Annotated in this window: 25 protein-coding genes and 1 pseudogene; 10 read left to right on the top strand and 16 right to left on the bottom strand. The window is 65.6% G+C overall.

The genetic code is table 11. From position 1 onward, the window contains the following. Positions 1 to 12: 12 nt before the first annotated feature. Positions 13 to 1,080: an FUSC family protein gene (locus ACQCS0_RS02690; protein ID WP_426939513.1), complete on the top strand. Its 1,068-nt coding sequence runs from the start codon at positions 13 to 15 to the stop codon at positions 1,078 to 1,080. On the opposite strand, the gene ACQCS0_RS02685 is transcribed toward ACQCS0_RS02690, so the two are convergent. The 12 genes from ACQCS0_RS02685 to ACQCS0_RS02630 all read right to left on the bottom strand — a co-directional run bounded on the left by ACQCS0_RS02685 (position 1,046) and on the right by ACQCS0_RS02630 (position 14,790). Continuing rightward, complete coding sequence (locus tag ACQCS0_RS02685; protein ID WP_354156190.1) at positions 1,046 to 1,813, bottom strand: SDR family NAD(P)-dependent oxidoreductase; 768 nt, start codon at positions 1,811 to 1,813, stop codon at positions 1,046 to 1,048. The two genes, ACQCS0_RS02690 and ACQCS0_RS02685, sit on opposite strands and share 35 nt — an antisense overlap. Positions 1,814 to 1,976: 163 nt before the next feature. Further along, positions 1,977 to 3,851, bottom strand: a complete 1,875-nt coding sequence (locus ACQCS0_RS02680) for an IucA/IucC family protein (protein WP_426939127.1) — start codon at positions 3,849 to 3,851, stop codon at positions 1,977 to 1,979. Then, positions 3,848 to 4,441: a GNAT family N-acetyltransferase gene (locus tag ACQCS0_RS02675; protein WP_354156191.1), complete on the bottom strand. Its 594-nt coding sequence runs from the start codon at positions 4,439 to 4,441 to the stop codon at positions 3,848 to 3,850. The genes ACQCS0_RS02680 and ACQCS0_RS02675 overlap by 4 nt, the downstream gene beginning before the upstream one ends. Next, positions 4,438 to 5,820, bottom strand: coding sequence for a lysine N(6)-hydroxylase/L-ornithine N(5)-oxygenase family protein (locus tag ACQCS0_RS02670; protein ID WP_354156192.1), 1,383 nt, complete (start codon positions 5,818 to 5,820; stop codon positions 4,438 to 4,440). Before ACQCS0_RS02670 ends, ACQCS0_RS02675 begins: the two co-directional genes overlap by 4 nt. Further along, entirely contained in the window at positions 5,817 to 7,433 is a 1,617-nt protein-coding gene (locus ACQCS0_RS02665) for an aspartate aminotransferase family protein (protein WP_354156193.1), read from the bottom strand. The genes ACQCS0_RS02670 and ACQCS0_RS02665 overlap by 4 nt, the downstream gene beginning before the upstream one ends. A 331-nt stretch (positions 7,434 to 7,764) precedes the next feature. Beyond that, positions 7,765 to 8,097, bottom strand: coding sequence for a GNAT family N-acetyltransferase (locus ACQCS0_RS02660; RefSeq protein WP_354156194.1), 333 nt, complete (start codon positions 8,095 to 8,097; stop codon positions 7,765 to 7,767). Beyond that, entirely contained in the window at positions 8,094 to 9,458 is a 1,365-nt protein-coding gene (locus ACQCS0_RS02655; RefSeq protein WP_426939125.1) for an acyltransferase family protein, read from the bottom strand. The genes ACQCS0_RS02660 and ACQCS0_RS02655 overlap by 4 nt, the downstream gene beginning before the upstream one ends. Before the next feature lie 77 nt (positions 9,459 to 9,535). Further along, a complete protein-coding gene (locus ACQCS0_RS02650; RefSeq protein WP_354156195.1) occupies positions 9,536 to 9,940 on the bottom strand; it encodes a DUF1304 domain-containing protein in 405 nt (134 codons plus the stop codon). Positions 9,941 to 9,977: 37 nt separating this feature from the next. Beyond that, a complete protein-coding gene (locus ACQCS0_RS02645; protein WP_354156196.1) occupies positions 9,978 to 10,829 on the bottom strand; it encodes a class II fructose-bisphosphate aldolase in 852 nt (283 codons plus the stop codon). Then, entirely contained in the window at positions 10,829 to 12,256 is a 1,428-nt protein-coding gene (locus ACQCS0_RS02640; RefSeq protein ID WP_354156197.1) for a GntP family transporter, read from the bottom strand. The genes ACQCS0_RS02645 and ACQCS0_RS02640 overlap by 1 nt, the downstream gene beginning before the upstream one ends. A 101-nt stretch (positions 12,257 to 12,357) precedes the next feature. Then, positions 12,358 to 13,257 (bottom strand): NAD(P)-dependent oxidoreductase, encoded by a 900-nt coding sequence (locus ACQCS0_RS02635; protein ID WP_354156198.1) that lies wholly within the window; start codon positions 13,255 to 13,257, stop codon positions 12,358 to 12,360. Between the two features lie 48 nt (positions 13,258 to 13,305). Further along, positions 13,306 to 14,790 (bottom strand): four-carbon acid sugar kinase family protein, encoded by a 1,485-nt coding sequence (locus tag ACQCS0_RS02630; protein ID WP_354156199.1) that lies wholly within the window; start codon positions 14,788 to 14,790, stop codon positions 13,306 to 13,308. A gap of 143 nt (positions 14,791 to 14,933) precedes the next feature. Here ACQCS0_RS02630 and ACQCS0_RS02625 point away from each other — a divergent pair, with 143 nt between their 5' ends. After that, complete coding sequence (locus tag ACQCS0_RS02625; protein WP_354156200.1) at positions 14,934 to 15,638, top strand: FadR/GntR family transcriptional regulator; 705 nt, start codon at positions 14,934 to 14,936, stop codon at positions 15,636 to 15,638. 105 nt (positions 15,639 to 15,743) lie between these two features. Continuing rightward, a complete protein-coding gene (locus tag ACQCS0_RS02620; RefSeq protein WP_160676972.1) occupies positions 15,744 to 15,953 on the top strand; it encodes a dodecin in 210 nt (69 codons plus the stop codon). Positions 15,954 to 16,083: 130 nt separating this feature from the next. On the opposite strand, the gene ACQCS0_RS02615 is transcribed toward ACQCS0_RS02620, so the two are convergent. Beyond that, a complete protein-coding gene (locus tag ACQCS0_RS02615) occupies positions 16,084 to 16,995 on the bottom strand; it encodes a helix-turn-helix transcriptional regulator (protein WP_354156201.1) in 912 nt (303 codons plus the stop codon). 198 nt (positions 16,996 to 17,193) lie between these two features. Between ACQCS0_RS02615 and ACQCS0_RS02610 the strand changes: the two genes are divergently transcribed. From ACQCS0_RS02610 to ACQCS0_RS02585, 6 genes and pseudogenes are all read left to right on the top strand, one after another. Further along, positions 17,194 to 18,015: an aldo/keto reductase gene (locus tag ACQCS0_RS02610; RefSeq protein WP_354156202.1), complete on the top strand. Its 822-nt coding sequence runs from the start codon at positions 17,194 to 17,196 to the stop codon at positions 18,013 to 18,015. Between the two features lie 87 nt (positions 18,016 to 18,102). Continuing rightward, on the top strand, positions 18,103 to 19,074 hold the full coding sequence (locus tag ACQCS0_RS02605; RefSeq protein ID WP_354156203.1) for an aldo/keto reductase: 972 nt from the start codon (positions 18,103 to 18,105) through the stop codon (positions 19,072 to 19,074). After that, positions 19,068 to 19,676: pseudogene (locus ACQCS0_RS02600) on the top strand (hypothetical protein). The gene ACQCS0_RS02605 and the pseudogene ACQCS0_RS02600 overlap by 7 nt, the downstream one beginning before the upstream one ends. Before the next feature lie 141 nt (positions 19,677 to 19,817). Further along, positions 19,818 to 20,651 (top strand): aldo/keto reductase, encoded by an 834-nt coding sequence (locus ACQCS0_RS02595; RefSeq protein ID WP_354156204.1) that lies wholly within the window; start codon positions 19,818 to 19,820, stop codon positions 20,649 to 20,651. A 134-nt stretch (positions 20,652 to 20,785) separates the two neighbouring features. Continuing rightward, positions 20,786 to 21,052: a GlsB/YeaQ/YmgE family stress response membrane protein gene (locus ACQCS0_RS02590; RefSeq protein ID WP_248763117.1), complete on the top strand. Its 267-nt coding sequence runs from the start codon at positions 20,786 to 20,788 to the stop codon at positions 21,050 to 21,052. A gap of 107 nt (positions 21,053 to 21,159) precedes the next feature. After that, positions 21,160 to 21,594, top strand: coding sequence for a hypothetical protein (locus ACQCS0_RS02585; protein ID WP_354156205.1), 435 nt, complete (start codon positions 21,160 to 21,162; stop codon positions 21,592 to 21,594). 151 nt (positions 21,595 to 21,745) lie between these two features. Here the strand turns inward: ACQCS0_RS02585 and ACQCS0_RS02580 are convergent, their stop codons facing one another. Then, a complete protein-coding gene (locus ACQCS0_RS02580; protein WP_354156206.1) occupies positions 21,746 to 22,093 on the bottom strand; it encodes a DM13 domain-containing protein in 348 nt (115 codons plus the stop codon). Between the two features lie 578 nt (positions 22,094 to 22,671). Then, entirely contained in the window at positions 22,672 to 22,890 is a 219-nt protein-coding gene (locus ACQCS0_RS02575; RefSeq protein ID WP_354156207.1) for a hypothetical protein, read from the bottom strand. On the opposite strand from ACQCS0_RS02575, the gene ACQCS0_RS02570 reads away from it, so the two are divergent. Continuing rightward, complete coding sequence (locus ACQCS0_RS02570) at positions 22,872 to 24,152, top strand: DUF222 domain-containing protein (protein ID WP_354223924.1); 1,281 nt, start codon at positions 22,872 to 22,874, stop codon at positions 24,150 to 24,152. The genes ACQCS0_RS02575 and ACQCS0_RS02570 overlap by 19 nt on opposite strands. Before the next feature lie 58 nt (positions 24,153 to 24,210). On the opposite strand, the gene ACQCS0_RS02565 is transcribed toward ACQCS0_RS02570, so the two are convergent. Further along, positions 24,211 to 25,038 (bottom strand): putative protein N(5)-glutamine methyltransferase, encoded by an 828-nt coding sequence (locus ACQCS0_RS02565; protein WP_354223926.1) that lies wholly within the window; start codon positions 25,036 to 25,038, stop codon positions 24,211 to 24,213. Positions 25,039 to 25,380: the final 342 nt, after the last annotated feature.

The following is a 25,380-nucleotide window of genomic DNA, read 5'->3' as shown; positions in this document are numbered from 1 at the left end:
GTGCGCAGAGTCATGGCCCATGCCCGCACCCTGCACGCGCTGGGCCCGGCGAACAACGACCGACTCTCGGCCGTAAGGGTTGCCCTCAGCGTGGCAGTGCCCTCCCTGGTCCTGCTGGCAATCGGCCGCCCCGAGCTCACCATGTACGCGGTATTCGGCGCCCTGACCGGCATGTACGGGCGTTCGGAATCTCATCAGCTTCGCCTCAAGCACCAGGCCCAGGCGGCGGTGGTTCTGGTCAGCGGCATCACAGTGGGCGTATTCCTGTCCCTCAACTACATCCACTCCTGGTGGCTGGTGCTGGTGGAGGCTGTGCTGGCCGGCGTCGGGTCCCTGTTCTCCGACAAGGTGCAGCTCAAGCCGAACGGACCGTTCTTCGGCATCCTGGCACTAGGCGCCTGCGCCTCAATTCCGACCAACGTGCCGTTCCTGACGGCCGTGCTGATCGGTGCAGCCTCGGCTGCATTCTCAATCCTTGTGGGCTTCGCCGGCTGGCTGCGGGTTCGGACGTGGCAAGCGGGCGCCATGCGGGACGTTCCGCGTCTCAGCGGCGAAATCCGTCAGGCCGCGCTGGTGCACGCAGCCCGCTATGTCCTGGCCGTCGGCGCCGCCGGCGCCTGCGGAGTGATGAGCGGCAGCGGCCACCCGCACTGGGCCATGGCCGCGGCCGCCGTCCCGCTTGCCGGAGCCGACCTGCCCAGCCGCGTCCACCGCGGGATCCACCGCATCGTGGGGACGTTCGTCGGTTTGGCGCTGGTCGCCGTCGTCCTTTTCCCTGGTCCGCTGTCGCCGCTGCAATATTTCCCCGGCCACACCGCGGCCGTGCTGGCGCTGCTGGTGATCGCATTCCAGTTCCCCACCGAGCTGTTCATGGCGCGGCACTACGGCTGGGCCATGGCCTTCTTCACGCCGGTGATCCTGCTCATGACGCAGCTTGCTGCGCCCGCGGACCCGGGCCTGCTGGTCACCGAACGCGCGGTGGAAACCCTTGTGGGCGCGGTGATCGGTATCGCGGTGGTGGTTGCGGTCCGCGCACCGCGGAAGACTACTGTTTCGGGCGTCGCGGCGGCCCGGACGTAAGCCGCGCCGGCAGCAATCGCGAGATGGCCGCCACCAGTTTGTAGCGTTTGGTGGGAATCGAAACGCCCTTCCCGCTGGCGTTGTCCGCCAACCCGTCCCGGACCACCCAATCCGCCCGCAGCCACATCCAGTGCGGCGCGACCGATTTGTCCATGCCCATGCGGTCATGGAATTCGGTGTGCGTAAATCCGGGGCACAGTGCCGTGACATGCACGCCTCTCGGTCCATACGCAATGTTGGCCCAGCGGCTGAAGCTGACCTGCCAGGCTTTCGCAGCCGAGTAGCTGCCGCGGTTGGCAAAAGCCGCCACGCTGGCCACGTTGATGATTCGGCCGGAATGCCGCTCCAACATCCCCTGCAGGGCGGCATGGCAAAGCACCATGGGCGTCTCAACGTGCAGGCGCAGGTGCCCTTTCTCGTCTTCCAAGGAATTGTTTTCGAAGGAATGCAACAGCCCGATCCCCGCGTTGTTCACCAGGACTTCAACTGGCCGCGCAGCGTCCGTGAGCCGCCCGACGACGGCGGCCACGCCGGCGTCGTCCGTCAGATCTGCGGGCAGCACCTCAGCGGAGACGCTGTAATCACGCTCCAGTTCATCAGCGATCTGCTGGAGCCGGGCGGCATCACGGGCCACCAGCACCATGTGGTGGCCTTCCTGCGCCAGTTGGCGGGCGAACTCCGCACCCAGCCCTGCCGTTGCACCTGTCACGAGCGCTGTTCTTGGTGTCTCCATATGCCCAGACTAGCTGTGCTATTCCTTACTCCGTCGCGTTTTCCTCCTGGCCCGGCTGCATAGCCTCCTCCGAGCCGCCAAGTTCGCGAACCCGGGCCAACGCGGCGCCCTGGCGGGCTAGCATCTGCTACCCGCGGTCCATGGCGAAAAGCTGAGCCTCGGTCTAAGCGAACCTTGCCAGGGGGTTGGCGAGCCGGCCCGCCATCTGCAGCCCGCCGGACGGGTCGGTGAGGTCAAGCATCTGCTGGTTGTTCCGCAGCTGCAGCCGGTTCAGGCACGATAGTTCGAAGTCCGCGGCGAACAGGTCGTGGCGGGCGAACTGGTCCGCGAGCTCCGGGTTCTCCGCCTGGTAGTCCTGGATAGCCCGGGCGGCCGTGCCCCAAAACTCCTCTTCACTGAGTTTGCCGTCCTCCACCAGGAGGGCACCGAGGAAACGGAAGATGCAGTCGAACACATCCGTGAAGATCGCCAGGACCTTTTCGGTGTCGGGAATGTCCACCTGGATCCGCGACACCTCCGCGGGCAGGTCCAGCCGGCGCCCCATCACCACAACTTCCTCGGCGATGTCCTTCATAACCGCGCGCACTGGGACGCCGTCCTTCAGCACCAGGATCACGTTCTCGCCGTGCGGCATAAAGGCGAGTTCGTACCGGTAGAGGCAGTGGACCAGCGGGACGAGGTAAGCCTCGAAGTAGCGGCGCAGCCATTCGACCGGCTCCAGTCCTGAGCGCTCGATCAGGGCAGACACCATCGGATTGCCGGCCGAATCGACGTGCAGCAGCGACGCCATGGTGGCCAGCTGCTGGCCGTCCTCCAGCAGAGGGAGCGGACTTTCCCTCCACAGCGCAGACAGCATCTTCCCGTAGGGCGAGCCTTTCGCGGACGCGGCCTCGTAGTAGCTGTTGTGGTAGCCGATCGCCGCGATCTCGCTGATCATGGCCAGGCCGCGCTTCTGCAGGGCTGCGTCTGACCGGATCAGGTCCTGCAGCCAGTCATTGATGGCCGGGGTGGCCTTCATGTACTGGGGCGAGAGTCCGCGCATAAAGCCCATGTTCAGGACGGACACCGCCGTCTTGACGTAGCTCTTGGCGGGCGCGGCTGTATTGAAGAACGTGCGGATGGACTGCTGGGCCTGGTAGCTGTCAGCCCCCGTCCCCAAGTGGATGATGTGCTGCTGGGCGATCTCGGCAGCGAACGTGACGGTGAGCTTGTTCTCCCACTGCCAGGGATGCACCGGCATCAGGAAGTACTGCGCGGGGTCCACACCCTGGGCTGCGAATTCAGCGTCAAACGACTCCAGCGCGGCGGCGCCGAGCTCGGCCTCCAGGTGGGCGCGGTAGTCCAGCCCGGCGCTGGACGTGAAGACGGCCTGGCTGCGGTGGACTCCGATCCACTCCAGGCTGACGGAGGCTCCGGTCTCCGGCGCGAACGCCCGGTAGTCGCTGACGCCGAAGCCCAGCCGGCCGTTATTGGCCACAAAACACGGGTGGCCCTCCGTCATGCTGCGTTCGATGGCCTGGAAGTCGGCTGCGGGGTCGGTGCCGCCGGTGACTCCTGCCACGAGCTCTTCGGCGGATGGCTGTCCCAGCCACTGCTTGTAGGAGTGCCCGGCCAGCGTGCTGCTGATCTCTTCCAAATAGACCGGGAGCATCTCCTCGCGGATGCCCAGGGTGCCCCTGAACTCGGTGATGAAGCAAAGCGCGTCCGGGGCGGCGTCCTCGCCGCCGCGCGTGCAGCGGATGGAACCTGCGTCCACCGACCAATGCTCCAGTTCCAGCACGCGTGCGGTGAACGAGTACGCGGTTGAGCCGTCGTCGCTGCGCACCGCGTATACCGCGGGCTCTTCCGCACCTGTGGCACCCCCGCCGGAGCCCAGGCGCTGCGGCTCCAGGATGCGTTCGTGCAGGAATTCGGCGAGCGCCTTGCGGACCAGATGCCGGTTGGCCGTAGCCCAGCGCTCGGGCGCGAGGTGGGGAACGGTGTTGGCGGTGGTTCCCGCCGTTGCGGCGATGGCGGGGTTCAGTTCGATAGTAGTCACAGTGATGCTCCCTGGTGGATCGGGGCGGAAAGGTCATGGGAAGGGTCTTGGGGGTGGCGCAGGGCTGCGTGGGCGGCGAGGTAGTCCTGGCGTGTGCAGAAGCTGAGCAGCGCTTCCTTGTCCGGCAGGTTGACTACCCCCGACGGATGGAAGCCGAGCCGCTCGTTGAGCACCTGGATCTTAGAGTTCCTGGCGTCCGGTTCCACCACCACGCGTTCCACCCTTGCGTTTTCGAACAGTCGCTCCAGCACGGCGTCCATCACCGCGGCCGTGTACCCCGGTTGGGGATCTCCCGACGGCGGCGCCACCAGCAGGTGCATGCCGATGTCGCCCTCCTGCACGGCATAGACCGCGGCCAGCGGCGAGGCGGCCGGAAGGTATTCCTCCATCAGGAAGGCGGGGAGGCCGTCGTCGTTGATCCCCAGCACGGCATGGTGATGCCCCGTTGCCTGGATCTTCGAGTATTCCTCCACCACGCCTTCAACTGTGGAGGACAGCATCCCCCAGAACGACGCGTACGGCTGGGTCACCCAGCTGTGGAGGAGGGGTGCGTCGGCAACGGCGTCAACACAGCGGAACGTGAAGCTCATGCGGACACCTCCGCAGCCTGGATCGGAGCCGGCGCGGCGATCGGGCCTGGCTGCGGCGGCCCGAACTGCTGGAAAGCGATGCTCCGCTCCACTGGATAGACCTCGCGGCCGGTGATCTCGCGCAGGATGCACGAGTTGCGGTAGGCGGCCATGCCGAGGTCCGGGGTGACAAAGCCGTGCGTGTGCAGCTCGGCGTTCTGGACGAAAATTTCGCCGGGTTCGACGCCGGTGCTGTAGTTGCGTGCCACGGCGAACCGGCCGGCAGTGTCCCTGGCAATCCGGTCCTGGATGCCGGCCAGGAAGTCCGGCTCCCGATACGTGTAGCCGGTGGCGAGGACCACTGCTTCGCTGTCCAGTACGTAATCAGCGCCCTGTTCCTCGTGCCGGAGCTGCAGCGTGTGGACGCAGGCAGCGGGATCCCAGGCGGCGCCGGTGAGCGACGACTGGGTGAGGAGCTGGGTGTCCACCATGCCGGAGAGGCTCTTGGTGTACAGGAGGTCGTAGATGGCATCGATCAGCTCGGAGTTAATGCCTTTGTAAAGGTTCTTCTGGCTCTTGATCAGTCCGTCGCGCTGGTCCTGGGGCAGCCCATGGAAGTAGTCCACGTACTCCGGCGAGGTCATCTCCAGGGTGAGCTTGGTGTACTCCAGCGGGAAGAATCGCCCCGACCGGGTGACCCAGTTCAGCTGGTAGCCGTAGGTGTCGATGTCCTGCAGGAGGTCGTAGTAGATCTCCGCGGCGCTCTGGCCGCTGCCCACGAGGGTGATGCTCCGTTTGGCCTGCAGCTCACTCTTCCTCAACAGGTAGTCCGCGTTGTGGAGGACAAGTCCCCCGCCCCCATCAGCGGCCGCGTCGACTATTCCGTCACAGGATGCCGGCACGTAGGGCGACGTGCCGGTGCCCAGCACCAGCCGCCGGGCCAGCAGCACCTCGGGCCCTTCCGGGCCTTCCACCGAAAGGCGGTACACGCCGGCGTCGTACGTTATATCCAGCACAGCTGTGCTAAAACGGACCGAGCGCAGCTGGCCGGCCACCCAGTGGCAGTACTGGTTGTATTCGGCGCGCAGCGGATAGAAGTTTTCGCGGATGTAAAAGCGGTAGAGCCTGCCGGTCTGCTTGAGGAAATTCAGGAACGAATACGGCGAGGTGGGGTCTGCCAGTGTCACCAGGTCCGCCATGAACGGCACCTGGAGGTGGGCAGGCTCCAGCATCATGCCGGGGTGCCAGTCGAAGGATTCCCGTTGCTCCAGGAAGACGCCATCCAGCCCGTCCACCGGCTCGCTGAGGGCGGCGAGGCCCAGGTTGAAGGGCCCGACGCCGATCCCGGCGAGGTCGAAAATGCGCGTGTCTGCAGAACTGCCACAGTCCGGGATGCTCATGCGGACACCTCGCTGGTGCTGGGGCTGGCACTGTCGCTGGCCAGCAGCTGCGCGCCGGTGCGGCGCAGCAGCTCGATGATCGAGCCGATGTCCCCCAGGGTTGCTTCGGCGTTGAGGAGGGTGAACTTCAGGTAGTGCCTGCCGGCCACCTTGGTGCCGGCCACCACCGCCTGCCCGGACGCGAAGACCGCCGCGCGGATGGCCGGGTTGAGGGTATCGGCCGCATCCTCGGAAAGCCGTCCGTGAGCGTCGGACACGGCGCCCGTGAGTTCAGAACCGGAGACCCCGGGCCGGTACCGGAACACCAGCGTGCTGAGCTGCGGAGCGGCGGCGAGCTCAAAGTCGTCGTCGGCAGCCAGCACTGATCCCACGCGGGCTGCGAGATCGATCGCCTCATCAAACAGGGCGCCGATGGCATCCGCTCCCATGATGCGCAGGGTCAGCCACAGTTTGAGCGCGTCAAAGCGCCGGGTGGTCTGGATGCTCTTGTCCACCTGGTTGGGGACCTCGGCCAGGGCAGCGCTTTCCGGGTTCAGGTAGTCCGCATAGTACGTGACGTGCTGGAGCATGGCGCGGTCACGGACCAGCAAGGCGCTGGAGCTGACGGGCTGGAAGAACGTTTTGTGGAAGTCCACGGTGACGGAGTCTGCCAGGCGGGCCCCCTCCAGCAGGTGGCGGTAGCGGCCGGAAACCATCAGCCCGCCGCCGTAAGCCGCATCAACGTGGAACCAGGCACCGTAGGCGCGGGCCAGGGCGGCGAGGTCCGCGAGCGGGTCCACTGCACCGAAGTCGGTTGTCCCGGCGGTGGCCACAACCGCCATCGGCACCAGCCCGGCGTCGTGCGTTTCCGCAATGGCCTCGGCGAGCGCGGCAGGGTCCATCCTATGGTCATCGGCGCACGGGACGGAGATCACGGCGTCGAAGCCCATGCCCAGCATGGACGCGGACTTCTGGATGCTGAAATGGCTGTCCGCGGACGTGAAAATGCGCAGCTTTTCCAGCATGGCGGGCAGCCGGAGTCCGGCGTTGGCCGGCTCCTGCCGCAGCCCGGCAACGGCGTGGTTGCGCGCAATCAGAAGTGCCTGCAGGTTGGACTGGCTGCCGCCGGAGGTGAATACGCCATCAGCTGCAGCCCCCAGCTGCAGGCGTTCGGCGGTCCAGTCGATGAGCCGGCGCTCGATCATGGTGGCCCCGGCGCTCTGGTCCCAGGTGTCCATCGAGGAGTTCACCGCGGACAGGATGGCCTCCCCCACCAGTGCCGGGATCACCACCGGGCAGTTCAGGTGGGCTGCGTACTTCGCGTCGTGGAAGTAGATGGCGTCCCGGAGGTATACGGTCTCCAGCTCTTCCAGGGCCGCGGCTGTGTCCGGGAGCGGCTGGTCCAGGTCCACGGCGCCGATGCGCGCCTTCATTTCGGCAGGCCCGACGCCGGTGAACGGCCGGGTGGTCCGGTCCAGTTTGGTGGCCACGGCGTTGACGCCCTGCAGCACCTGCGCCACGTACCGGGTGGAGTTCCTGGTGTTGAACAGATGGTTGGTGGCAGCGAGGGCCAGCTCCACCCGGGAACCGAAATCCTGTCCGGGCAAGGTTTCGCTCACCCGATTTTCATCCATGTACATCTCATCAACACGGGGCAGCAGCGGCACAATGGTCATCCTTAGTTCGACGTTGAGGGTTTAGCAAGGTAAGCCTTACTTAGGTAACCCTTTTCGTCAAACTTTAGTGACTTATTATCTCTAGTTGCGGGAATACGGGTGTTCTACGGGCGGGGGCGCGTCATTGACTGGCCCCGGTCGCAAATCGGGGGCAAGATACTCCGCGCGAACGGACACTTGAGGCCCTCCTGCGGGAGCTTTCAGGGGCTTAAATGACCGTTCGCGCTAGTTCGAGGGGGCTTAAGTGACCGTTCGCGCCAGCGGGAGGGGGCTTAAGTGACCGCTCGCGCTAGTTGTCCGGCCAGTCGATGTGCTGTTCGTAGCCCCCCTCATGGGCACGGAGGTAACTGGCAATGAACGGGCAATGCGGAATGATCCGCTTACCCGAAGCCACAACGTCGTCGAGCGCGAAGTGCGCCAGCACCTTGCCCAGCCCCTGCCCCTTGAAGTCCTCGGCTGTGTCGGTGTGGAGGAAATCCACGTGTCCGGGCAGGTCCCGGAAGAAGGACTGGACGGCGACCTTCCCGCCCACCCGCAGCTCGTAGCGGTGATGCTCGTCATCCCTGGACAACGAGACGTCCGGGCTGAACTTGTCCTCTGTGGAAATCATGTTCTCAGTCATGGTTCGACATTGGCACTACTTGGCCCGGCTGGCAATGGCCCATCAGGCTGCCGTCCGTTGTGGGCGGCCAGTTCGGCACGGACATCGCCGGGGACGCGTTCCGGCATCCTGCCCAGCAGCAGCACGGCCAACACAAAGCACGCTGCGCCACCTCCGAGCAGGCCGAGCGTCAGGCCGTTGAGGGCAGCGTGCCCCACCGGTATGAAGACGACGACGGCGGCAGCCAGCACCGCGGCGGCGGGCCTGCCGCGGGTGTGGACAGACGCCGTCGGACGTTCCTCAAGGCGACCGAACGCGCCCAGCACCGGGAGCAGGAGGGCCACAACGCCAAGAAGGACGAGGGGTCTGGCCCACCACCATTCAGCTGTGCCTGCCACGGGCTTGGGGAAGTCGGTAAGGAGCAGTAGCCCGGACATGGCCACGAGCAGCGGCAGGTGCCAGAGGTAGACAGTCATGGAGCGGCGGCCGGCGACCATGACCACCGCGCGGACCCAGCCCAAGCCGGAAACCCAGCTGAGCCCCGGGCGGAAAAGCTGGAGAGCGGCGGCCTGGGACACGCCCAATAGCAGCAGGCAAAGGTTGGGCGGGTTGAGGTTGACCAGCATGTTTCCGGAGTAGAGGCCCAGGCCGGTGACCAGCCCGAGCAGCAGGTTGGCTGCCAGGATGAGCCCCACCAGGCCGGAGCGGGTGAGCCTGGCGAGATGTCCGTCAGCCATCAGGAAGCCGAGCTGCTGCACCGCGCACCACAGGAAGACAAGATTCGCGTAGGCGAGCATGGGGAGGGCCCCGCGTAAGCAGTCGACGGCTACTACCAGGGCAGCCAGGACGGCAACAGTCAGCCAGGGCGCGCGGCTGTGGAACCGCGCCAGGAGCGGAATGTTCAGCTGGGCTGCCAGGTAGGCGGCAAGGAACCACAGGGGCATACCGGCCCCGGTGGCCATCAGCTGGACCACCTGGGCGTCCACACCGAACAGAAGCGCCGCCGAAAGGCCCAGGAACATCACCGCCAGGAGGGCCGCCGCCGGACGGACCAGCCGCAGGAGCCGTGCCTGGGCAAATTCGAAGCCGGTGCCGCCAAGGGCCTGCAGCCGCTGCCAGGACTGCAGCCCGGTGGTGCCGCCGGTCAGGAAGAACAGCGGCATGACCATAGAGATCCAGATGACGGGCACGAACCACGGCTGATCGCCGAGGGTGTTTTCGGAGGTCACGGTGCCGTCCCTTCGCAGGACGGGGCTGACCATCATGCAGTGGCCCACCACCACCAGGGCCAGGCAGAAGAACCGGACAAGGTCGATCACCAGGTCGCGCTGGGCCGCCTGTTCACCCTGCGGGGCCGGCCCCGGCTCCTTCAGACCACTCACGTGCAGTCCCTACATGCGCCGATGCTGCTGTTGACTAAATTGTCCGCCCGCGATGCGCTTCCGGCCAGCAACGCCAGTCAGCCCGCAACGGCCAGCAACCCAAGCACGACGGCGAGCAACGGCGTCGTGCCTTGCAGCACCGCGGCGCGGAGGTACTTTTTCCCGCTGAGTGCCAGCACTGCGGCGGCCAGCAGCATCGAGCCGCAGCAGCTGAAGATCAGCGTCCAGCCAACCACGTGCTGCGCCGAGGCGTCCGGGCCAAACGCCACGCAGCCCACTCCGATGAACGCGCCGATGGCCAGGAACAGGTTATAGAAGCCCTGGTTGTAGGCGAGTGCCTTGGTGGTCTCGGCGTCGGCCTGGGAGGCGAGGCCGAAACGTTTCCAGGTGGCCGGGGTGGTCCACGTGAGGGACTCCATGGTGAAGATGTACACGTGCAGCGCGGCGGCGATGAACGCAAAAAGAAGGGAGGCCAGGATCATGTGCTGATCCTAGCCTCCCCAAAAACTCAAAAGGGCGTCACCGGGTGAGCATGCCCAGTGCGGACGTGGCGAACTCCCTGGCCGTGGTGTTCCAGTGGCCCAGCAGGCCCTGGAGATTCTCGCCGTCGGCACGGTGCGCGGGCAGCTGTTCCTGGAGTGAGGACAGCACTCCCGTACGGAGCTCGGTATTGAAGTTCACCTTGCCCACGTTCATCGCGGCGGCCTTGACCAGCTCCCCCGCCGGAATGCCGGACGCGCCGTGGAGCACCAGGGGAAGGTGCGTCCGCACGGCAATGTCCTGAAGGACATCCCAGCGCAGCTGCGGCTCGCCCTCGTACTTGCCGTGGACGTTCCCCACCGCAACAGCCAGCAGTTCCGCGCCGGTCCGGGCCACAAAATCCTCCACCTGCGCGGAATCCGTCAGGCCGGCCACTGCCACACCGGCTTCATCCGCGCCGAAGGCCCGGTCCTCGTCGCCGGCCAGGCCGCCGAGTTCGGCTTCAAGCACGACGTCGGCACCCAGCACAGCGCGTGCCTGACGGACCAGCGCAATGTTCTCCTCATACGGCAAGGAGGAACCGTCCGCGAGGACAGAATCCGCCCCCGCGGCGACGGCGTCGGCCATCACCTTGAGGTCCGTCGCGTGATCAAGCTGGACCGCCACCGGAACGAACGCGGCGTCTGCCAGGCCACGGAGCGCGGCGATCAGCCGCAGTCCGTTCGCCGTGGCAGCCGTCTTGGGGGCCACCAGCAGGATGATCCCGCGGCCAGCGTCCTCGGCCGCGCCCACAACGGCAAGCGCCGTGGTGAAGTCGTAGCAGGTGAAGGCGGGAACGGCCGAGCCCTGCTGGAGGGCTTGCGTGACCAGCTGGTCGAGTCGGGTGCGCATCAGACGCTCAGGCCGCCGGCCAGGATCCATACCAGGAACGTCAGGGCGAAGCCTGCCAGGCCAAGGATGGTGGTGAGCACCGTCCAGGTCCGCAGTCCGTCTGCGACGGACAGGCCCAGGAAACGCGTGACGATCCAGAAGCCTGAATCGTTGACGTGGCTGAGGCCGAAGGCGCCGAAGCCGATCGCTACCAGGATGAGCGCGGTCTGCACCGGCGAGTAGCCGCCGTCGGCAACTGAAGCGCTCAGCAGGCCGGCGGTGGTGATGATGGCAACCGTGGCCGAGCCCTGCGACGCCCGAAGGATTGCCGCCAGGACGAAGGCCATCAGGATGACCGGGAGGCCGACTGTGTGCAGGCCCTCGGCCAGCGCCTTGCCGATTCCGGAGACGGTCAGGACCTTGCCGAAGACACCGCCGGCGCCGGTTACGAGGATCACGATGGCCGTGGGGGCCAGGGCGGAGTCCATGACTTCACCGGTCTGCTGTGAACTCCAGCCGCGGCGGATGCCCAGGAAGTAGTAGGCGAGTCCCAAGGTGGTCAGCAGGGCGATGAGTGGCGCACCGACGAAGCCGGCAACGTCTGCAGCAGGGGTGCCCTTGGGCAGGATAACGGCGCCGAGGGTTCCCACCATGATCATCAGGATCGGCAGGACGATGAGGGAGATGATCATGGCCGGGCTCGGAGCGGTCTTGACCGGCGCGACGCGGGTCTTGACGGCGACGTCGGACCCGCCTTCGTTTGCGTCCTGTTCGACCTCGGATTTCCCCGTACCAAAGAGCCGGAACTGCGCCGCGGTGGAGGGAAGCATGGTGAAGTCGCGGCGGTTCAGCCGGCGGGCAACGAAGTAACCGACGACGCCGACGGGGATGCAGAGGGACAGACCGATGATGGTGGTCCATCCGATGTCCGCGCCGAGGATTCCGGCGCCGCCCACCACGCCCGGGTGCGGCGGGACCACAACGTGGATGGCGAGCATGATCGCGCCGACCGGCAGGCCGATCTTGACCGGGTTAACGCCGGCAGCCTTGGCGAAGCCGTAGATGATCGGGATCAGAATGATGAATCCGACATCGAAGAACACGGGGATGGCCAGTAGGAAGGCGGCCGAGGTGAGCGCGGCGATGACACGGCGCGGCCCCAGCAGTTGGGTGAACTTACCGGCCAGGGCCTGGGCCCCGCCCGAGATTTCGATCATCTTGCCGAGCATGGCGCCGAGGCCGACGAGGATGGCCACGTTGCCGAGTGTGCCGCCCATGCCTTCTGTGACGGTCTTGACGACGTCGGCCAGCGGGATTCCGGCGGTGAGTGCCACTCCCACGCTGACCACCAGCAGGGCCAGGAAGGCGGGGATCTTGAACTTGATGACTGCCACGAGCAGCAGGGCGACGCCTGCTGCTGCAATGGCCAGGAGAGCGAGAGCGCTCATGGTGTGTCTCCTTCGACGGTGCTAGTTCGGCCTAGCGGGCTGGGTGGATCGACGACGGCGGAAAGGGGGGATCCGCCGTCGTCGGGTTATTGGGGTGGCGCTTAGGAGGTGCGTTTGGCCGGGGCGACGACCTTTATGACGGCGGAGTCATCGGCGGCGGCCAGGCCCTGGGTCTGGCCCAGGAGGTACAGCTGCTCCGCCGCGGCGGCGACGGGGGCTGCCAGGCCGGCGGCGCGGGTGGCCTTGCCCACGATGCCCATGTCCTTGACGAAGATGTCCAGGCGGGACAGGACCTCGGCGCCGTTTTCCGTGTAGGCCTCGAGAATGCGCGGGCCTCGGTTGGAGAGCATAAACGAACCTGCCGCGCCGGCTTCGAGCGCGGCGAGGGTCTTGGCCTGGTCCAGGCCGAGCGCGTCGGCGAGGGCCAGGGCTTCGGCGGCGGCCGCGATGTGGACGCCGCAGAGGAGCTGGTTAACGGTCTTGAGCGCCTGGCCGTCGCCGGGCTTGTCGCCCACCACGGTGAGCGTGGAGGCCAGCAGCTCGAGGGCCGGGCGGGCCTTTTCCTGGGCTTCCGGGGAGGCGCCGACAACGATCAGCAGGTCGCCTTCGCCGGCGCGCTTGGGGCCGCCGGACAGCGGCGCGTCCACGAGCTCAACACCGTATTCGGCCAGGCGCGCCACGGTGGCGGGGATCGCTTCGGTGCCCACGGTGCTGCCGAGGATAACGACGGCGCCCGGCTCCAGCACGGAGGCCACGCCGTTCTCCCCGAAGAGGACCTCGTTGAGCTGCTCGCCGTTGCGGACCGCCAGGAGCAGGGCGTCGGCGCCCTTGGAGGCTTCCCGGGCGGAGGCGAAGGTGCGGATGCCGGCTTCTTCGGCGAGCTTCAGGCGCGGCTCGGCGATGTCGAAGCCGTGGACGGTGAGTTCGCTGGCCAGGCGGGTAGCCATGGGCAGGCCCATGGCGCCGAGGCCCAGGACGGTGATGGTGTAGTTGCTGGTCATGGTGTTCTCCTTTGAATTCTTGCGGGTTTCGACAAGCTCAACCACCGGTCAGATGGTGTTGCTGAGCTTGCGGGTGACGTCGGCGAGGGACTGGTCATCGCCCACGTTGCCGGCGAACACGATGTACGGGATGCCCGTGGCGGGTCCGTCCACCGGCTCCCAGAGCGAGACGATGCCCGGCAGCATGGGCCCGCGGACTATGGCGTGGCGGATTTCCAGGCCGTGGGCGGCGACGTCGGAGGACGTGATCCCGCCCTTGGCGATGACGAATCGCGGCGGGAACGTCTTGAGCGTCCGGTTCACCACGGCAACGACGGCGGCGGACACCGTGCGCGCGATCCGAAGGCTTTCGGCGGGGTTGTCGGTCTTGATCAGCAGCCGGCTCGTGTGGACGATCACGTCTCCCCCGTGGAGAGCCTCCACGACGGTGCCGACGGTCTGGTCCAGATGGGCGTCCCCGGCGTCGCTGAGCAGCTTCTCGACGTCGATCTCCACAATCCGGGCGGCGCTGTGCTGTTCTGTGAGGGCCTTGAGTTGACGGGTGGTCACGCCCACGTGGGATCCGACGACGATCAGGCCGCCTGCCTCGGACGGGGTGTTGCCGGCAAAGGCTTCAGCGCCGGTGAGCTCGGCGCGGATTTCCTGGCCGATCCGGGCCCGGACAAACGGCGGTCCCACGCGGTAGAGGAGCTTCTTGCCTCGCCGTTCGGCTTCTTGCAGGCCCAGTGACAGGGCGCGGAGGTCGTTCTCCGTGACGATGTCCGCGATGATCGGCGTGGAGTCGGTGGCGGGATGGATTGCGTCGGCGATGGCCTTGGCGGTGATCTGCGGATCGGCCGAGGCGCGGATGATGTTCAGGTCAAGGACGATCACGGATTCCGCGGCGATACGGCCCTGCGACTTCTCTTCCACGTACTGGGTCATGTCCGAGCTGGTGAAGCCGAAGCTTGCATCCTTGGCGAATTCGGTCTCGGCCACGGGGGTGAGCGTGCCGGCGTCGTCCCCGGTGCCACGCATGTAGTGCACGCCGCCGATGGTCACGCGGCCGGCGTCGGGGAACGCCGGCACCAGCACCACGCCGTCGGTGGCTTCTCCGCTGACGTCAGCAACGGTGGCGGCGATGACGTCGGGCTCCAGCGGGTAGTGTCCGCGGAGAGTGGAGTCGCTGCGGCTCACGAATCCGAGCCGGAGGCCCGAACCGGTGCTGGCATCTGCGGGCCCCGCGGCGGCCAGCGCGTTGCGGACCACTTCCTCGTTGCGGGCTGCAGCTTCTGCGGGGTCCAGGCTGCGGGTGTTGGTCAGCACGTACACGGCAGGCTTCGCCTGTCCGAAGGCCCAGGTGAAGTCCTTCACCTCCCAGCGGGTGAGCACGGGCAGATCCGCAACGGACTGCGTTCCGGTTGGGTCGTCGTCGAGCACTATGAGCATCCGGGGGGTCTCCGCGTTGGACGCGGCGACGGCGTCGGCAACAAGGCGGGCGGGAATCCGGACTTCGGCCGGGAAGGCGGCCAGGATGTCTGCTTCAAGCGTCACAGTGCACTCCATTGTGTGGGAAATCAAAAAATTGAGATAGCTGTAAGATGTCTGACATCTAACATTTCAAATAGTGTGGCACAGGACATAGGAACGCGCAAGTAGACTTGTCAGACATATCTGGCGACGCCGCAGGGGGACATATGGCACGGAAATCATTGGTGGGCGTTGTTGCAGACGAGCTCCTGGACCGGATCATTGCCGGGGAATTTCCCGCCGGATCCAGCGTGCCCGGAGAGCTTGAGCTCAGCGCCAAACACGAGGTAAGCCGGATGACCGTGCGCGAGGCCATGAAAACCCTCGAGGCGCAGCGGATCCTCAGCGTGGAACGCGGCCGCGGCACGTTCGTAAACCCGCTGAACCGCTGGGCTTCGCTGGAAGCTGTGCTGCGCGCCGCGTCAGAGGGCCAGAACGAAGCCGCCGCCTCCGTGCAGCTGATTGAACTGCGCCGGATGCTGGAAACCGGGGCGTGTGAGCTCGCGGCCGCCCGGATCAGCGACACCGACATCCAGGCGCTGTTCGTCCATGTAGCGGCGATGCGGGCCGCCCATGAGGTCAATGACGTGGCCGCCTTCGTGGAGGCTGACCTGGCATTCCATGACCTGATCCTGCGCGCCTCAGAGAACGTTTTTGTGGCGGTCCTTTTCGCGCCGCTGCACCGGGTGCTCGAAAAGCGCCGGGCCGAGACATCGGCCGTGCCCGCCATCCAGGAGCATGCAATCGGGCACCACCAGAACATCGCCGAGGCACTGGAGTCGCGCGATCCGAGCCGGTCGCGGGAAGCCATGGACCTGCACATGCAACAGACCCTGGATGACCTCAAGAACCTGGTCCTCGAGGCGCCCTGACCAGCATCCGCTCCGAAGTATTGGGTCTGGCCACACCTGAGAAGTGCCACTAGTGTTCAAGAACGGCCCGCAACCGGGAATCGAAGGCGATCACGAGGAGCGAAGTTGTCCAACCACACGTACAGCATTACTGAAATTGTCGGTACCTCCGAAGAAGGCGTGGACGCGGCAGTCCGCAACGGGATCGCCGAGGCCTCCAAGACCTTGCGCAACCTTGACTGGTTCGAAGTGAAGGAAATCCGCGGCCATCTCAAAGATGGCCAGGTTGCCGACTGGCAGGTGCGGGTCAAGCTCGGTTTCCGCCACGAAGGCTGACCTGCCTGGGTTTTCGGAGTGATGGCCGCGCCCTTTGGGCGCGGCCATCACTCTTTGGCTTCTGTTGGACGAGGCAACGCCTGCGGTGCGCCTGGCTAGAATCAGCGTTGCCAGCAGCCGTACAGACCGATCAGCTTTCGGCGGAGGCCGGAGGGAGTACTTCCAAGTCCAGCGCCGTGCCCGGAGGGGCGACTGCGGAGCCGGTCCCGGCATTGAGGCCAAGACTCAGTAACGCCAAGGCGTCCGACGACGGCGAGCCCGGTTTTGCGGAATACACCCTCAGAGTCTGGTCCGGATCGTCCGGAAGGACCAGGTTTTCAAAGTTCAGTTCCAGGTCGCCGACGGCGGGATGATGGAGCCGTATGCTGCCGGCGGACCGCGTGGCCACGCGGTGCCCTGCCCACCATTGCCGGAATTGCTCGCTATGGACGGCGAGTTCGCCGACCAGCTGGTTGGCCTCCGGGTCGTTGGGGTGCCGGCCGACATCCACGCGGAGGGCTCCGGCCTCGTCCGCCGCCACTGTTTTCCAGTCGCGGAAGAGTTCCCGGGCACCGGGATCGAGAACCAGCCACCGGGTCAGGTTGCGCTCGTGCGCCGGCAGGTCCCGAAAATCCGTGAACAACAGGTAGGCCATCCGGTTCCCCACCAGCACATCGGTCCGGCGGCCCAGCACCAAAGCCGGAATGTCCCCCACCGCTTCCAGGAGCTGCCGCAGTGCCGGCCGTACTGACTGCGCCGGTCCGGGTGAACGTGGGCTGGCCGCACAGTTTTCCATGAGGTCAAGCATATGCGCGTGTTGGCCCGCATCCAGCCGGAGGGCTCGGGACACGGAGTCGAGCACAGAGCGCGACGGGTGGATGTTCCTGCCCTGCTCCAGCCGGATGTAGTAGTCCGTGCTGACCCCTGCAAGCCTGGCCACTTCCTCACGCCGAAGGCCAGGAACCCGGCGCACACCGGAGGTGGCTTCCGCCCCCGCGTCTTCCGGACTCAGCCGGGACCGCATGGCCTTCAGGAATTTTCCGAACTCGGCGCTCTGACCCATGCCCCTATTCTGCATCGTCCTGGCAGGCACTTCCTCCGGCGAAGGTAGGACTGCCAGTCCTAGGAAAAACAGGGATACGGTCAGGGCCTGGCTATCGGCGCGAAAGTACATAGGCTCGTATCGGAGCAATTCCCGAAAACGGTTTCCGGCGGACATCCCGTGCCAGGAACCACCCTTCCGCACTACGAGGAGTCCCCCATGTCAGAAATCACGCTGAACAACGGCGTCACCATTCCCCAGCTCGGCTTCGGCGTATTCCAGGTCCCGCCGGAAGACACCCAGCGGATCGTCGAAGATGCTCTCGCCGCCGGCTACCGCCACATCGACACCGCCGCCGGCTACCGCAACGAAGCAGGTGTGGGAGCTGCCATCGCAGCCTCAGGCATTCCGCGCGAGGAAATCTTTGTGACCACCAAGCTCCGCAACGGCGACCAGGGCCGGGCCCGGGACGCATTCCAGGACACCCGCGATGCACTGGGTCTCGACTTCGTGGACCTCTACCTCATCCACTGGCCGGTTCCGTCGCAGGGCCTCTATGTCCAGGCATGGAAGGAGTTGGAGGCCCTGCATAACGCCCAGGAGATCCGCGCCATCGGCGTCTCGAACTTCCTCTCGGACCACCTGGACACCCTGCTCGAATCTTCGGACGTGGTACCGGCAGTGAACCAGATCGAGGTGCACCCCAGCTTCCAGCAGGCCGAACTTGCCGCCAAGAGCCGCGCCCTCGGGATTGCGGTGGAGGCCTACAGTCCGCTGGGCCAGGGCGGCGACCTCAACGGGAACGCCGTCACCGCTGTCGCGCAGGCTCACGACGCCACCACGGCGCAGGTGGTCCTGGCCTGGCACCTGGCCGCCGGCACCATCGTCATCCCCAAGTCTATTAACCCGTCCCGCATCCGCGAAAACCTCGCCGCCGCGTCCCTGACACTGTCCGACGACGAACTCGCCTCCATCACCACCCTGGAGCGGGGCGCGCGCATCGGTGCCGATCCCGCCGTCGCCGCTTTCACGCAGCTGTAGCAACCGGTGACCGAGCCTGCCGGCACCGGTTCCGGCAGGCTCGGTCACCGCATTCCGATAGGTCCATCCACCAACGAAGGATTCCCCATGCAGTACACGCACCTGGGCCGCTCCGGCCTCAAAGTTTCCCGCCTGTGCCTGGGCACCATGAACTTCGGCCCGCATAGCGACGAAGCGGACGCACACAACATCATGGATTCCGCCCTGGACGCCGGCATCAACTTCTTCGACACGGCCAATGTCTATGGCGGCAGCGGGCATCGGGGCTGGACCGAGGACATCATTGGCCGCTGGTTCGCCAAGGGCGGCGAGCGGCGCGAACGGACCGTCCTGGCCACCAAGCTGTACGGCACCATGACTGACCGCCCCAACGAGTCCAAGCTGTCCGCGCTGAACATCCGCCGCGCCTTGGACGCCAGCCTGAAGCGCCTCCAGACGGACTACATCGATGTGTACCAGTTCCATCACATTGACCGGGACACGCCCTGGGATGAGATCTGGCAGGCCATCGAAGTGGCCGTCCAGCAGGGCAAGATCCTCTACTCAGGCAGCAGCAACTTCGCCGGGTGGCACATCGCCCAGGCACAGGAAGCTGCCCGTCGCCGGAACTACACTGGGCTGGTCAGCGAGCAGTCGATCTATAACCTGTTCCGCCGCGAGGTGGAGCTGGAGGTCATCCCTGCCGCCCAGCAGTACGGCCTGGGCCTGATCCCCTGGTCCCCTCTGCAGGGCGGGCTGCTGGGCGGCGTCCTGAAGAAGGAACGCGGAGGCGTCCGGCGCATCGAAGGACGCGCTGCAGAAACGCTCGAGAAGCACCGGGACCAGATCCAGCAGTTCGAGGATCTTGCGGACGGACTCGGACATGAACCCGGTGACATCGCGCTCGCCTGGCTCCTTCACCAGCCTGCTGTCACTGCACCGATCGTGGGGCCGCGCACGCAGGCACAGCTCGACGCCGGCATCCGGGCATTGGACGTCACGCTTGACGCCGACGCCCTCAAGCGGCTCGACGACATCTTCCCGGGCCACCGCCCGGCACCGGAGGACTACGCATGGTGAATCCATTGGATTCCACGGCAGACACCGTGGCGCCGCGGAGCCTCCTCTTCCTGGGCGGCACCGGGGCGATCAGCGCGGCGGCGGCAGAACGCGCCGTCGCGCTGGGGCACCGGCTGACTATCAACCGCGGCCAATCAGGCAAGCCGGATCAGGCACGGGCCAGCTTGGAGCTGTTCCGTAGCAGGACGGGTCAATACGTCTTCATCAGTTCAGCCTCGGCGTACCAGAAGCCGCCCGCCCGGCTGCCCATCATGGAATCCACGCCTCTAAAAAACCCTTTCTGGCATTATTCGCGAGACAAAATCGCCTGCGAGGACATTCTTCATCACCTCCGACGAATACCTGACCTGGAACCAGGGTTACCGTTCGTTCGCCCGGGCAGCCGGTGTCCCGGAGCCCGAGCTGGTCCACGTGGCCTCGGAAACCATCGCCGCGTACAGTGCGGAACTGGGGCCCAACCTGCTGGGCGACCGATCACACTCAGTGTTTTCCACAACACCAAGATCAAGTCTCTGGTCCCGGACCATAGGGCCACGATTCCGTTCGCTGACGGGACCAGCGAGATCGTTGACGGGGGCGCCTCGAAGGCGTCGCTCCAGTAGGCCGTCTCCTTGGCGATCCTGCCGTCCCGGAATTCGAAAATGAACACCCTTTCGTATTGCGGCCCGTTGTAGTCCACCAGGCCGGCAACATCCTCCGGGCATTCGAGGGCTAGGAAGGCGAAAGCACGGCAGACTGTTGAAATGACTCTCTCACCGCGCATCATGCTCAATGACGGCTACAGCATCCCGCAGCTGGGACTCGGCACCTGGCCGCTGGACGACGAACAGGTGACTGCCGCCGTCGTACATGCCCTGGAAGCCGGGTACCGGCACATCGATACGGCAGTGAAATACGGCAATGAAGAAGGCGTTGGGAACGGTATCCGCGCGGCAGCGCTGGACCGAAGCGAAATCTTCGTCACCACCAAGCTGGATGGCCAGTTCCAAGGCGTGAACCGCGCCGCGGCGGGGCTGGAGGGGTCGCTGACCCGCATGGGACTGGACTACGTGGACCTGCTGCTGATCCACTGGCCGCTCCCTGCGCGTGATGATTTCGTGTCGACGTGGAAAACGTTCGAGCGGCTGCAGGCGGAGGGCAAAGTCCGGTCCATCGGCGTCTCCAACTTCAAGCCTGCACACCTGGAACGGCTGCTGGCCGGAAGCGACGTTGTGCCTGCCGTGAACCAGATCCAGCTGAGCCCGGCGATTACCCGCCAGGCGGAACGGGAGTTCAATGCCGGGCACGGAATTCTCACCGAATCCTACAGCCCGCTGGGCGGTTCAGGGGCCAGCCTGCTGGGCGCTCCCCTGCTTGCGCAGCTGGGCGAAAAATACGACAAGACGCCTGCTCAAATGGTGCTGCGCTGGCATATTGAGCAGGGACTTGTAGTCATTCCCAAATCGGGAAATCCCGAGCGGATGCAGGAAAACCTGGACATCTTCGACTTCGCCCTGGACCGGCAGGATCTCGCGGAACTTGCCATCCTGGACGAGGGGCCAGGCGCCGGCAACGATTCGGACACGACAGGGCACTGACAGGGCCGCGACAATGCTTCCTGCCCTGATGCAGAGTGGCGAAAAGATACTAAGCATGATTAGTATTGAGGCAGAAGGATGAAGCGTGCCCGGGATACGGGTACCTCCTTGATGTAGGAAGAAGGAACGACAAAATGGGTTTCTTTGCATTTTTGATTCTTGGCCTTATTGCCGGCGCTATCGCTAAGGCAATCCTTCCAGGCAAGCAGGGTGGCGGCTGGATTATCACCCTCATCCTGGGCGTCGTCGGCGCATTCCTGGGTGGCTGGCTTGGCGGAATGATTTTCGGTACCGGCCTGCAGGAGTTCTTCTCGCTGCAGACCTGGTTGCTCGCGATCGCCGGCTCGATCATCGTGCTGCTTGTCTACGGCATGATCACGAAGCGCAGCGTTCGCAGCTAACTTCGTTACCGGCATGAACACCGGCCCCGGGACCTCCCGGGGCCGGTTTTCTTTCCCCGGCCACTCGGACCGGGGAATGACACCTTCTCAACGAGCAGGAGTTCACAATGAAATCAAAGCTTCTATTAGGTATTGGAATCGCGGCGGGTTACGTCCTGGGATCACGGTCCGGCCGGGCAGCGTACGACAAGCTCAAGGCCAGGGCTACGAGCATCTGGGACAGCAAGCCGGTTCAGGACAAAGTCAGTGCCGCCACGGAGGCCATCAAGGAGAAGGCTCCCGACGTGGCGGACCAGCTGGGTGAGGCGGCGCGCCGGGCGGGCACAGTCATCAGCTCCGCTGTCCACCACGACGCCGCGTCGGGTAACACCAAGTCCAAAATGTCCGACGCCGGCACTTCGGTGGGTGAATCGATGAACCTGGGAGCATCGGACGTCGAATCCGACCCCGCGTTCAATGACAACGAGGGCCAGGACTGGTCCGGTGAAGGCGGCGCCACTACTGCCGGCGCAGCAATGAATGTTGACCCTCGGCGGGAATGATCCGGGATCGTTGCGGGGACATTACGCGGGATTCGCCGTGTGACACGGAAGCAACGTTGAAATTGTGCTAAAAATAGTCGTTGCTGGCCGCCGCGCTCCTTGGGGGACGCGGCGGCCAGAAGCGTCTCAGGCCATGGCCACATGCCCTGACTCAGGGAGCCAGCTCGGCAGCACCGAACGACACGCTGAACTGAGCGCACCACAGGTCAACCGAGCGGTACTTCGACAGATCCACGTCGGCGGGGATCTGATAAATCTGATTGCCCAGATTTCCCTTGATCAGGCCGAGGTCGTTGTAATCAGCGGAGCCGGCGGTGAACCACCCGGCCGTCCCTTCCACCACGTGCGCGGCACTTAACCAGACGTGCACGTCCGGACCGTTGGACGTAGCCAGGTTTTCGAGCGAGAGTAGCCTGGCACCGTCAGGCTGCCGGACGATCCGGACAGTTCCCGTGGTGGCGTGTTCATGGCTGATCAGCGTACCGACAGCAAGCTGCACCGGGACCTGCAGGCACGGGTATCGGCGTCAGCGTCGGCGCAAAGGGTGCAGGCGTAGCAGGTTGTGCTTGCGCGGGACCGCTGGCCACGATGGGAAGCTGTTCATCGACCTTCACGTCCACAATGAGGAGCCAGGGCTTGAACAGCACAAGCCCAAGCACCAGTCCTACCGCCGCGACCCCCACCGCAGCGACGATCCAGATCCGGCGCCGGTTTGGAGTTTGCGTTCCGCTCATGGGCTTTTCCCTCATGGACTCATCGTCCGTGTATCGGCTGACCGGCGCAACGCACCAGCCATAACCGGGCGTGCGGCGTTTTGGGCGTCGGCCCCAGCACGCGCAACAATGTCGTACCCCTACGGCACAGTATTCCCATGGAAGCTTCGAGGGATCAGCTTGCGGAGAACAGTGACGACGCCGGCACGACCGTCGCTGTTCTAACGGCCGACGCCGGCCTGGCTGCGGTGAACGCCGCGGTGAACGCTGCCGCCACTTCTGCGCCCGGGACGCTGGCGATGGCCAGCTACGTCGACGCCGCCGATTTCGCCGGACTGGTTGAGGACCTCTCCCGGACCGTGGACTACCTCCAGATCCTCGCCGCCGGCGCCGTCGACCGCACCCGCACCCAGGCCATCACCGCCGCCGCAACCACCCGCACCACCCGGTCATGGACCACCGGCTGGGACAACGGCGCCGAAACCCTGAACGAAACCGACACCGGCTGGCCAGCCGGGACCACCGCCGGAACCACCAGCTGGCCTATACCGCGGTCCCCGGCCGATGACGGCTGCAAAAACACCGCCGAATTCCTACGCCTCCGGATCCGGATCGGACGCAGCGAAGCCACCCGCCGCATCCACCTCGCCGCAGCCCTCACCCCCAAACGCCACGAACAGCCCGCACACCAGCCCGGCAGAGACCACCACCGCAGACGCCGCCCTAAACCCGCAAGCCATTCCAGGGTCCGGGCCCGTGGTCTCCTCCCGCGCCGGGACCATCATCAGCGCCACCCTGGACCGCCTCAAGCACCACACCACCCCCGAGACCCTGGACCGGATCGAACACGACCTCACCCGCACCGCCGCCACCACGGACCCCGACTTCCTCGCCCGCGTCGCCCGCCGCTGGGCCAACACCCTCGACGACGACGGCACCGAACCCACCGAAGAAGCACTCCGCCACACCCAGGGCGCGTTCATCCGCAAACCCCGCCATGGCCTCCACCACCTCGAAATCTTCGCCACCACCGACCAATACGAACACCTCGCCACCGTCATGAACACCGCCACCAACCCCCGCACCACCGGGCAAGCCAATGACATCTGGCAGAACGCAGACCCCGGCCTGGACCGGCGCACCCGCTCCCAGAAACGACTCGACGGCATCATCGGCGCCCTCAAAGCCGCCCCCAGCACCAACGAACTCCCCACCACCGGCGGGAACCGCCCCCAAATCCTCGCCACCATTAACTACCAAGACCTCCACCCCCACCCAGCCACAGCCCAACGCCGAGGAACGGACGCCAACAACACCGGCAACGGCACTGCCACTGGCACGGGAGCGGGCACAGCCACGGGCGCCGGCAGCTTCACCTTCACCGGGCCCGTCGCGGCAACCACCCTCCGCAAACTCGCCTGCGACGCCGAGATCATCCCCGTCCTCCTCGACACCAGCGGCGAAATCCTGAAACTCGGCCGCAAAACCCGGCTCTTCACCCCCGCCCAACGCCTGGCCCTGAGCGCCCGCGACCAAGGCTGCACCTTCCCCAACTGCACCATCCCAGCCCCCTGGTGCGAAGCCCACCACATCACCTACTGGTCCCAACAAGGCCCCACCAACGTCAGCAACGGAGCCCTCCTCTGCTCCCACCACCACCTCATCCACAAAGAACAATGGACCATCCACACCCGCAACGGCATCCCCTGGTTCACATCCCCACCACACATCGACCCCACCCAAAAACCCCAACAAACCACTACTTCAAACCACCACCCCCACCACCCCAGCGCGAATAGACGCTGCCATAACGCGAAAAGGCGGCCACAACACGGAATGCCTTGAGCGCAGCGCCAAAGGGCAGCCGCCACCGCAGGCACTGGTACCTGCCGGCGCACCGTTACTAAGACCGGGCCCGTCCGACGACGACGGTGCCGTCCAGTTCTTCCGAACGAACAGTCCTCACCGCGAATCCTGCATGCGCCAGGATCGACGACGTCCGGGCGGCCTGCCGTTCGCTGGTTTCGATGAGGAGATTCCCGCCCGGCCGCAGCCATTCGTTGGCCTCCGCAGCGACGCGGCGGTGGAAGTCGAGTCCGTCAGCGCCGCCGTCCAGCGACCATAAGGGTTCGTGCTCGCGCGCCTCATGGGGCATGGAATCGATAGAACTGGTGGGGACGTAAGGGGCGTTGACAGCCAGCACACTGATCCGGCCCTTAATGGTGGGCGGCAGTGCCTCGAACAGATCGCCCTGGTGGACGTCACCCTCGGCACGGCCGATATTCCGGCGGGCGCAGGCCACCGCCGCCGGGTCAATATCCGCGGCATGAAGTTCCAGGCCAGCAATCCGGGAGGCGATGGCAGCACCCACGGCACCCGACCCGCAACAGAGGTCCACAACTACGGCGGGCTCCGAACCATCCAGGCACTCCCGCATCCGGTCCGCAGAGAGCAGGGATGCGGCCTCGTTCACCAAGAGCCCGGTCCGGCGGCGCGGTACAAAAACCCCGGCATCGAGCTCAACCTGGAGACCGCAGAACTCTGCCCAGCCGAGGATGTGCTCCAGTGGATACCCGGCAATGCGCTTTCGGACCGCCGAAGCGATCTGGGCCGGATCGGACATTGCGGCCAGGAGAAGCTGGGCTTCCTCCTCCGCAAAGACGCACCCCGCCGAGCGAAGCTGCTCAGCGATCCCCAAAAGGGACTCAACGTGAAGTTCAGTGGCTGACATGGCTACACCTTCCGCGAGCTGACGGGCTCCGGGCACCATCGCCCGCCTCTGAATGTACGCCAAGCTTGGCTCCGGCGGCATGTCTACAACTGACGCCACCCAATCGCAACTCCAACAGCAGCCTGGACAGCAACGCCACTAACAGGAAGGTCTCCTGACGTGAACACGCGCCCGCTACGACCACGTCATCCAGCTGCTCACGACGGGCCACGGCGGTCACTGCAGGCTACGAGTCGGCTGTAAGCACAAAGGTCAATGGGATCCGCGGCGATCCGATCCAGCTGAGCCGCCCTTTCCTGAACGGGTCGCCGCCCCCACGAGGTTGATGTTGCCCACCGCATC

Source organism: Pseudarthrobacter sp. S6 (genome assembly GCF_050156575.1).
Classification (GTDB): domain Bacteria; phylum Actinomycetota; class Actinomycetes; order Actinomycetales; family Micrococcaceae; genus Arthrobacter.
Note: the sequence above shows the minus strand (reverse complement) of the source record. Positions and strands in the feature narration are given on the sequence as shown.

Coding starts and splice junctions, on each gene's coding strand:
- ACQCS0_RS02690 (WP_426939513.1), top strand. CDS start 13: ATGGCCCATGCCCGCACCCTGCACGCGCTGGGCCCGGCGAACAACGAC.
- ACQCS0_RS02685 (WP_354156190.1), bottom strand. CDS start 1,813: ATGGAGACACCAAGAACAGCGCTCGTGACAGGTGCAACGGCAGGGCTG.
- ACQCS0_RS02675 (WP_354156191.1), bottom strand. CDS start 4,441: ATGAGCTTCACGTTCCGCTGTGTTGACGCCGTTGCCGACGCACCCCTC.
- ACQCS0_RS02670 (WP_354156192.1), bottom strand. CDS start 5,820: ATGAGCATCCCGGACTGTGGCAGTTCTGCAGACACGCGCATTTTCGAC.
- ACQCS0_RS02665 (WP_354156193.1), bottom strand. CDS start 7,433: ATGGATGAAAATCGGGTGAGCGAAACCTTGCCCGGACAGGATTTCGGT.
- ACQCS0_RS02660 (WP_354156194.1), bottom strand. CDS start 8,097: ATGACTGAGAACATGATTTCCACAGAGGACAAGTTCAGCCCGGACGTC.
- ACQCS0_RS02650 (WP_354156195.1), bottom strand. CDS start 9,940: ATGATCCTGGCCTCCCTTCTTTTTGCGTTCATCGCCGCCGCGCTGCAC.
- ACQCS0_RS02645 (WP_354156196.1), bottom strand. CDS start 10,829: ATGCGCACCCGACTCGACCAGCTGGTCACGCAAGCCCTCCAGCAGGGC.
- ACQCS0_RS02640 (WP_354156197.1), bottom strand. CDS start 12,256: ATGAGCGCTCTCGCTCTCCTGGCCATTGCAGCAGCAGGCGTCGCCCTG.
- ACQCS0_RS02635 (WP_354156198.1), bottom strand. CDS start 13,257: ATGACCAGCAACTACACCATCACCGTCCTGGGCCTCGGCGCCATGGGC.
- ACQCS0_RS02625 (WP_354156200.1), top strand. CDS start 14,934: ATGGCACGGAAATCATTGGTGGGCGTTGTTGCAGACGAGCTCCTGGAC.
- ACQCS0_RS02615 (WP_354156201.1), bottom strand. CDS start 16,995: ATGGGTCAGAGCGCCGAGTTCGGAAAATTCCTGAAGGCCATGCGGTCC.
- ACQCS0_RS02610 (WP_354156202.1), top strand. CDS start 17,194: ATGTCAGAAATCACGCTGAACAACGGCGTCACCATTCCCCAGCTCGGC.
- ACQCS0_RS02605 (WP_354156203.1), top strand. CDS start 18,103: ATGCAGTACACGCACCTGGGCCGCTCCGGCCTCAAAGTTTCCCGCCTG.
- ACQCS0_RS02595 (WP_354156204.1), top strand. CDS start 19,818: ATGACTCTCTCACCGCGCATCATGCTCAATGACGGCTACAGCATCCCG.
- ACQCS0_RS02590 (WP_248763117.1), top strand. CDS start 20,786: ATGGGTTTCTTTGCATTTTTGATTCTTGGCCTTATTGCCGGCGCTATC.
- ACQCS0_RS02585 (WP_354156205.1), top strand. CDS start 21,160: ATGAAATCAAAGCTTCTATTAGGTATTGGAATCGCGGCGGGTTACGTC.
- ACQCS0_RS02570 (WP_354223924.1), top strand. CDS start 22,872: ATGACGGCTGCAAAAACACCGCCGAATTCCTACGCCTCCGGATCCGGA.
- ACQCS0_RS02565 (WP_354223926.1), bottom strand. CDS start 25,038: ATGTCAGCCACTGAACTTCACGTTGAGTCCCTTTTGGGGATCGCTGAG.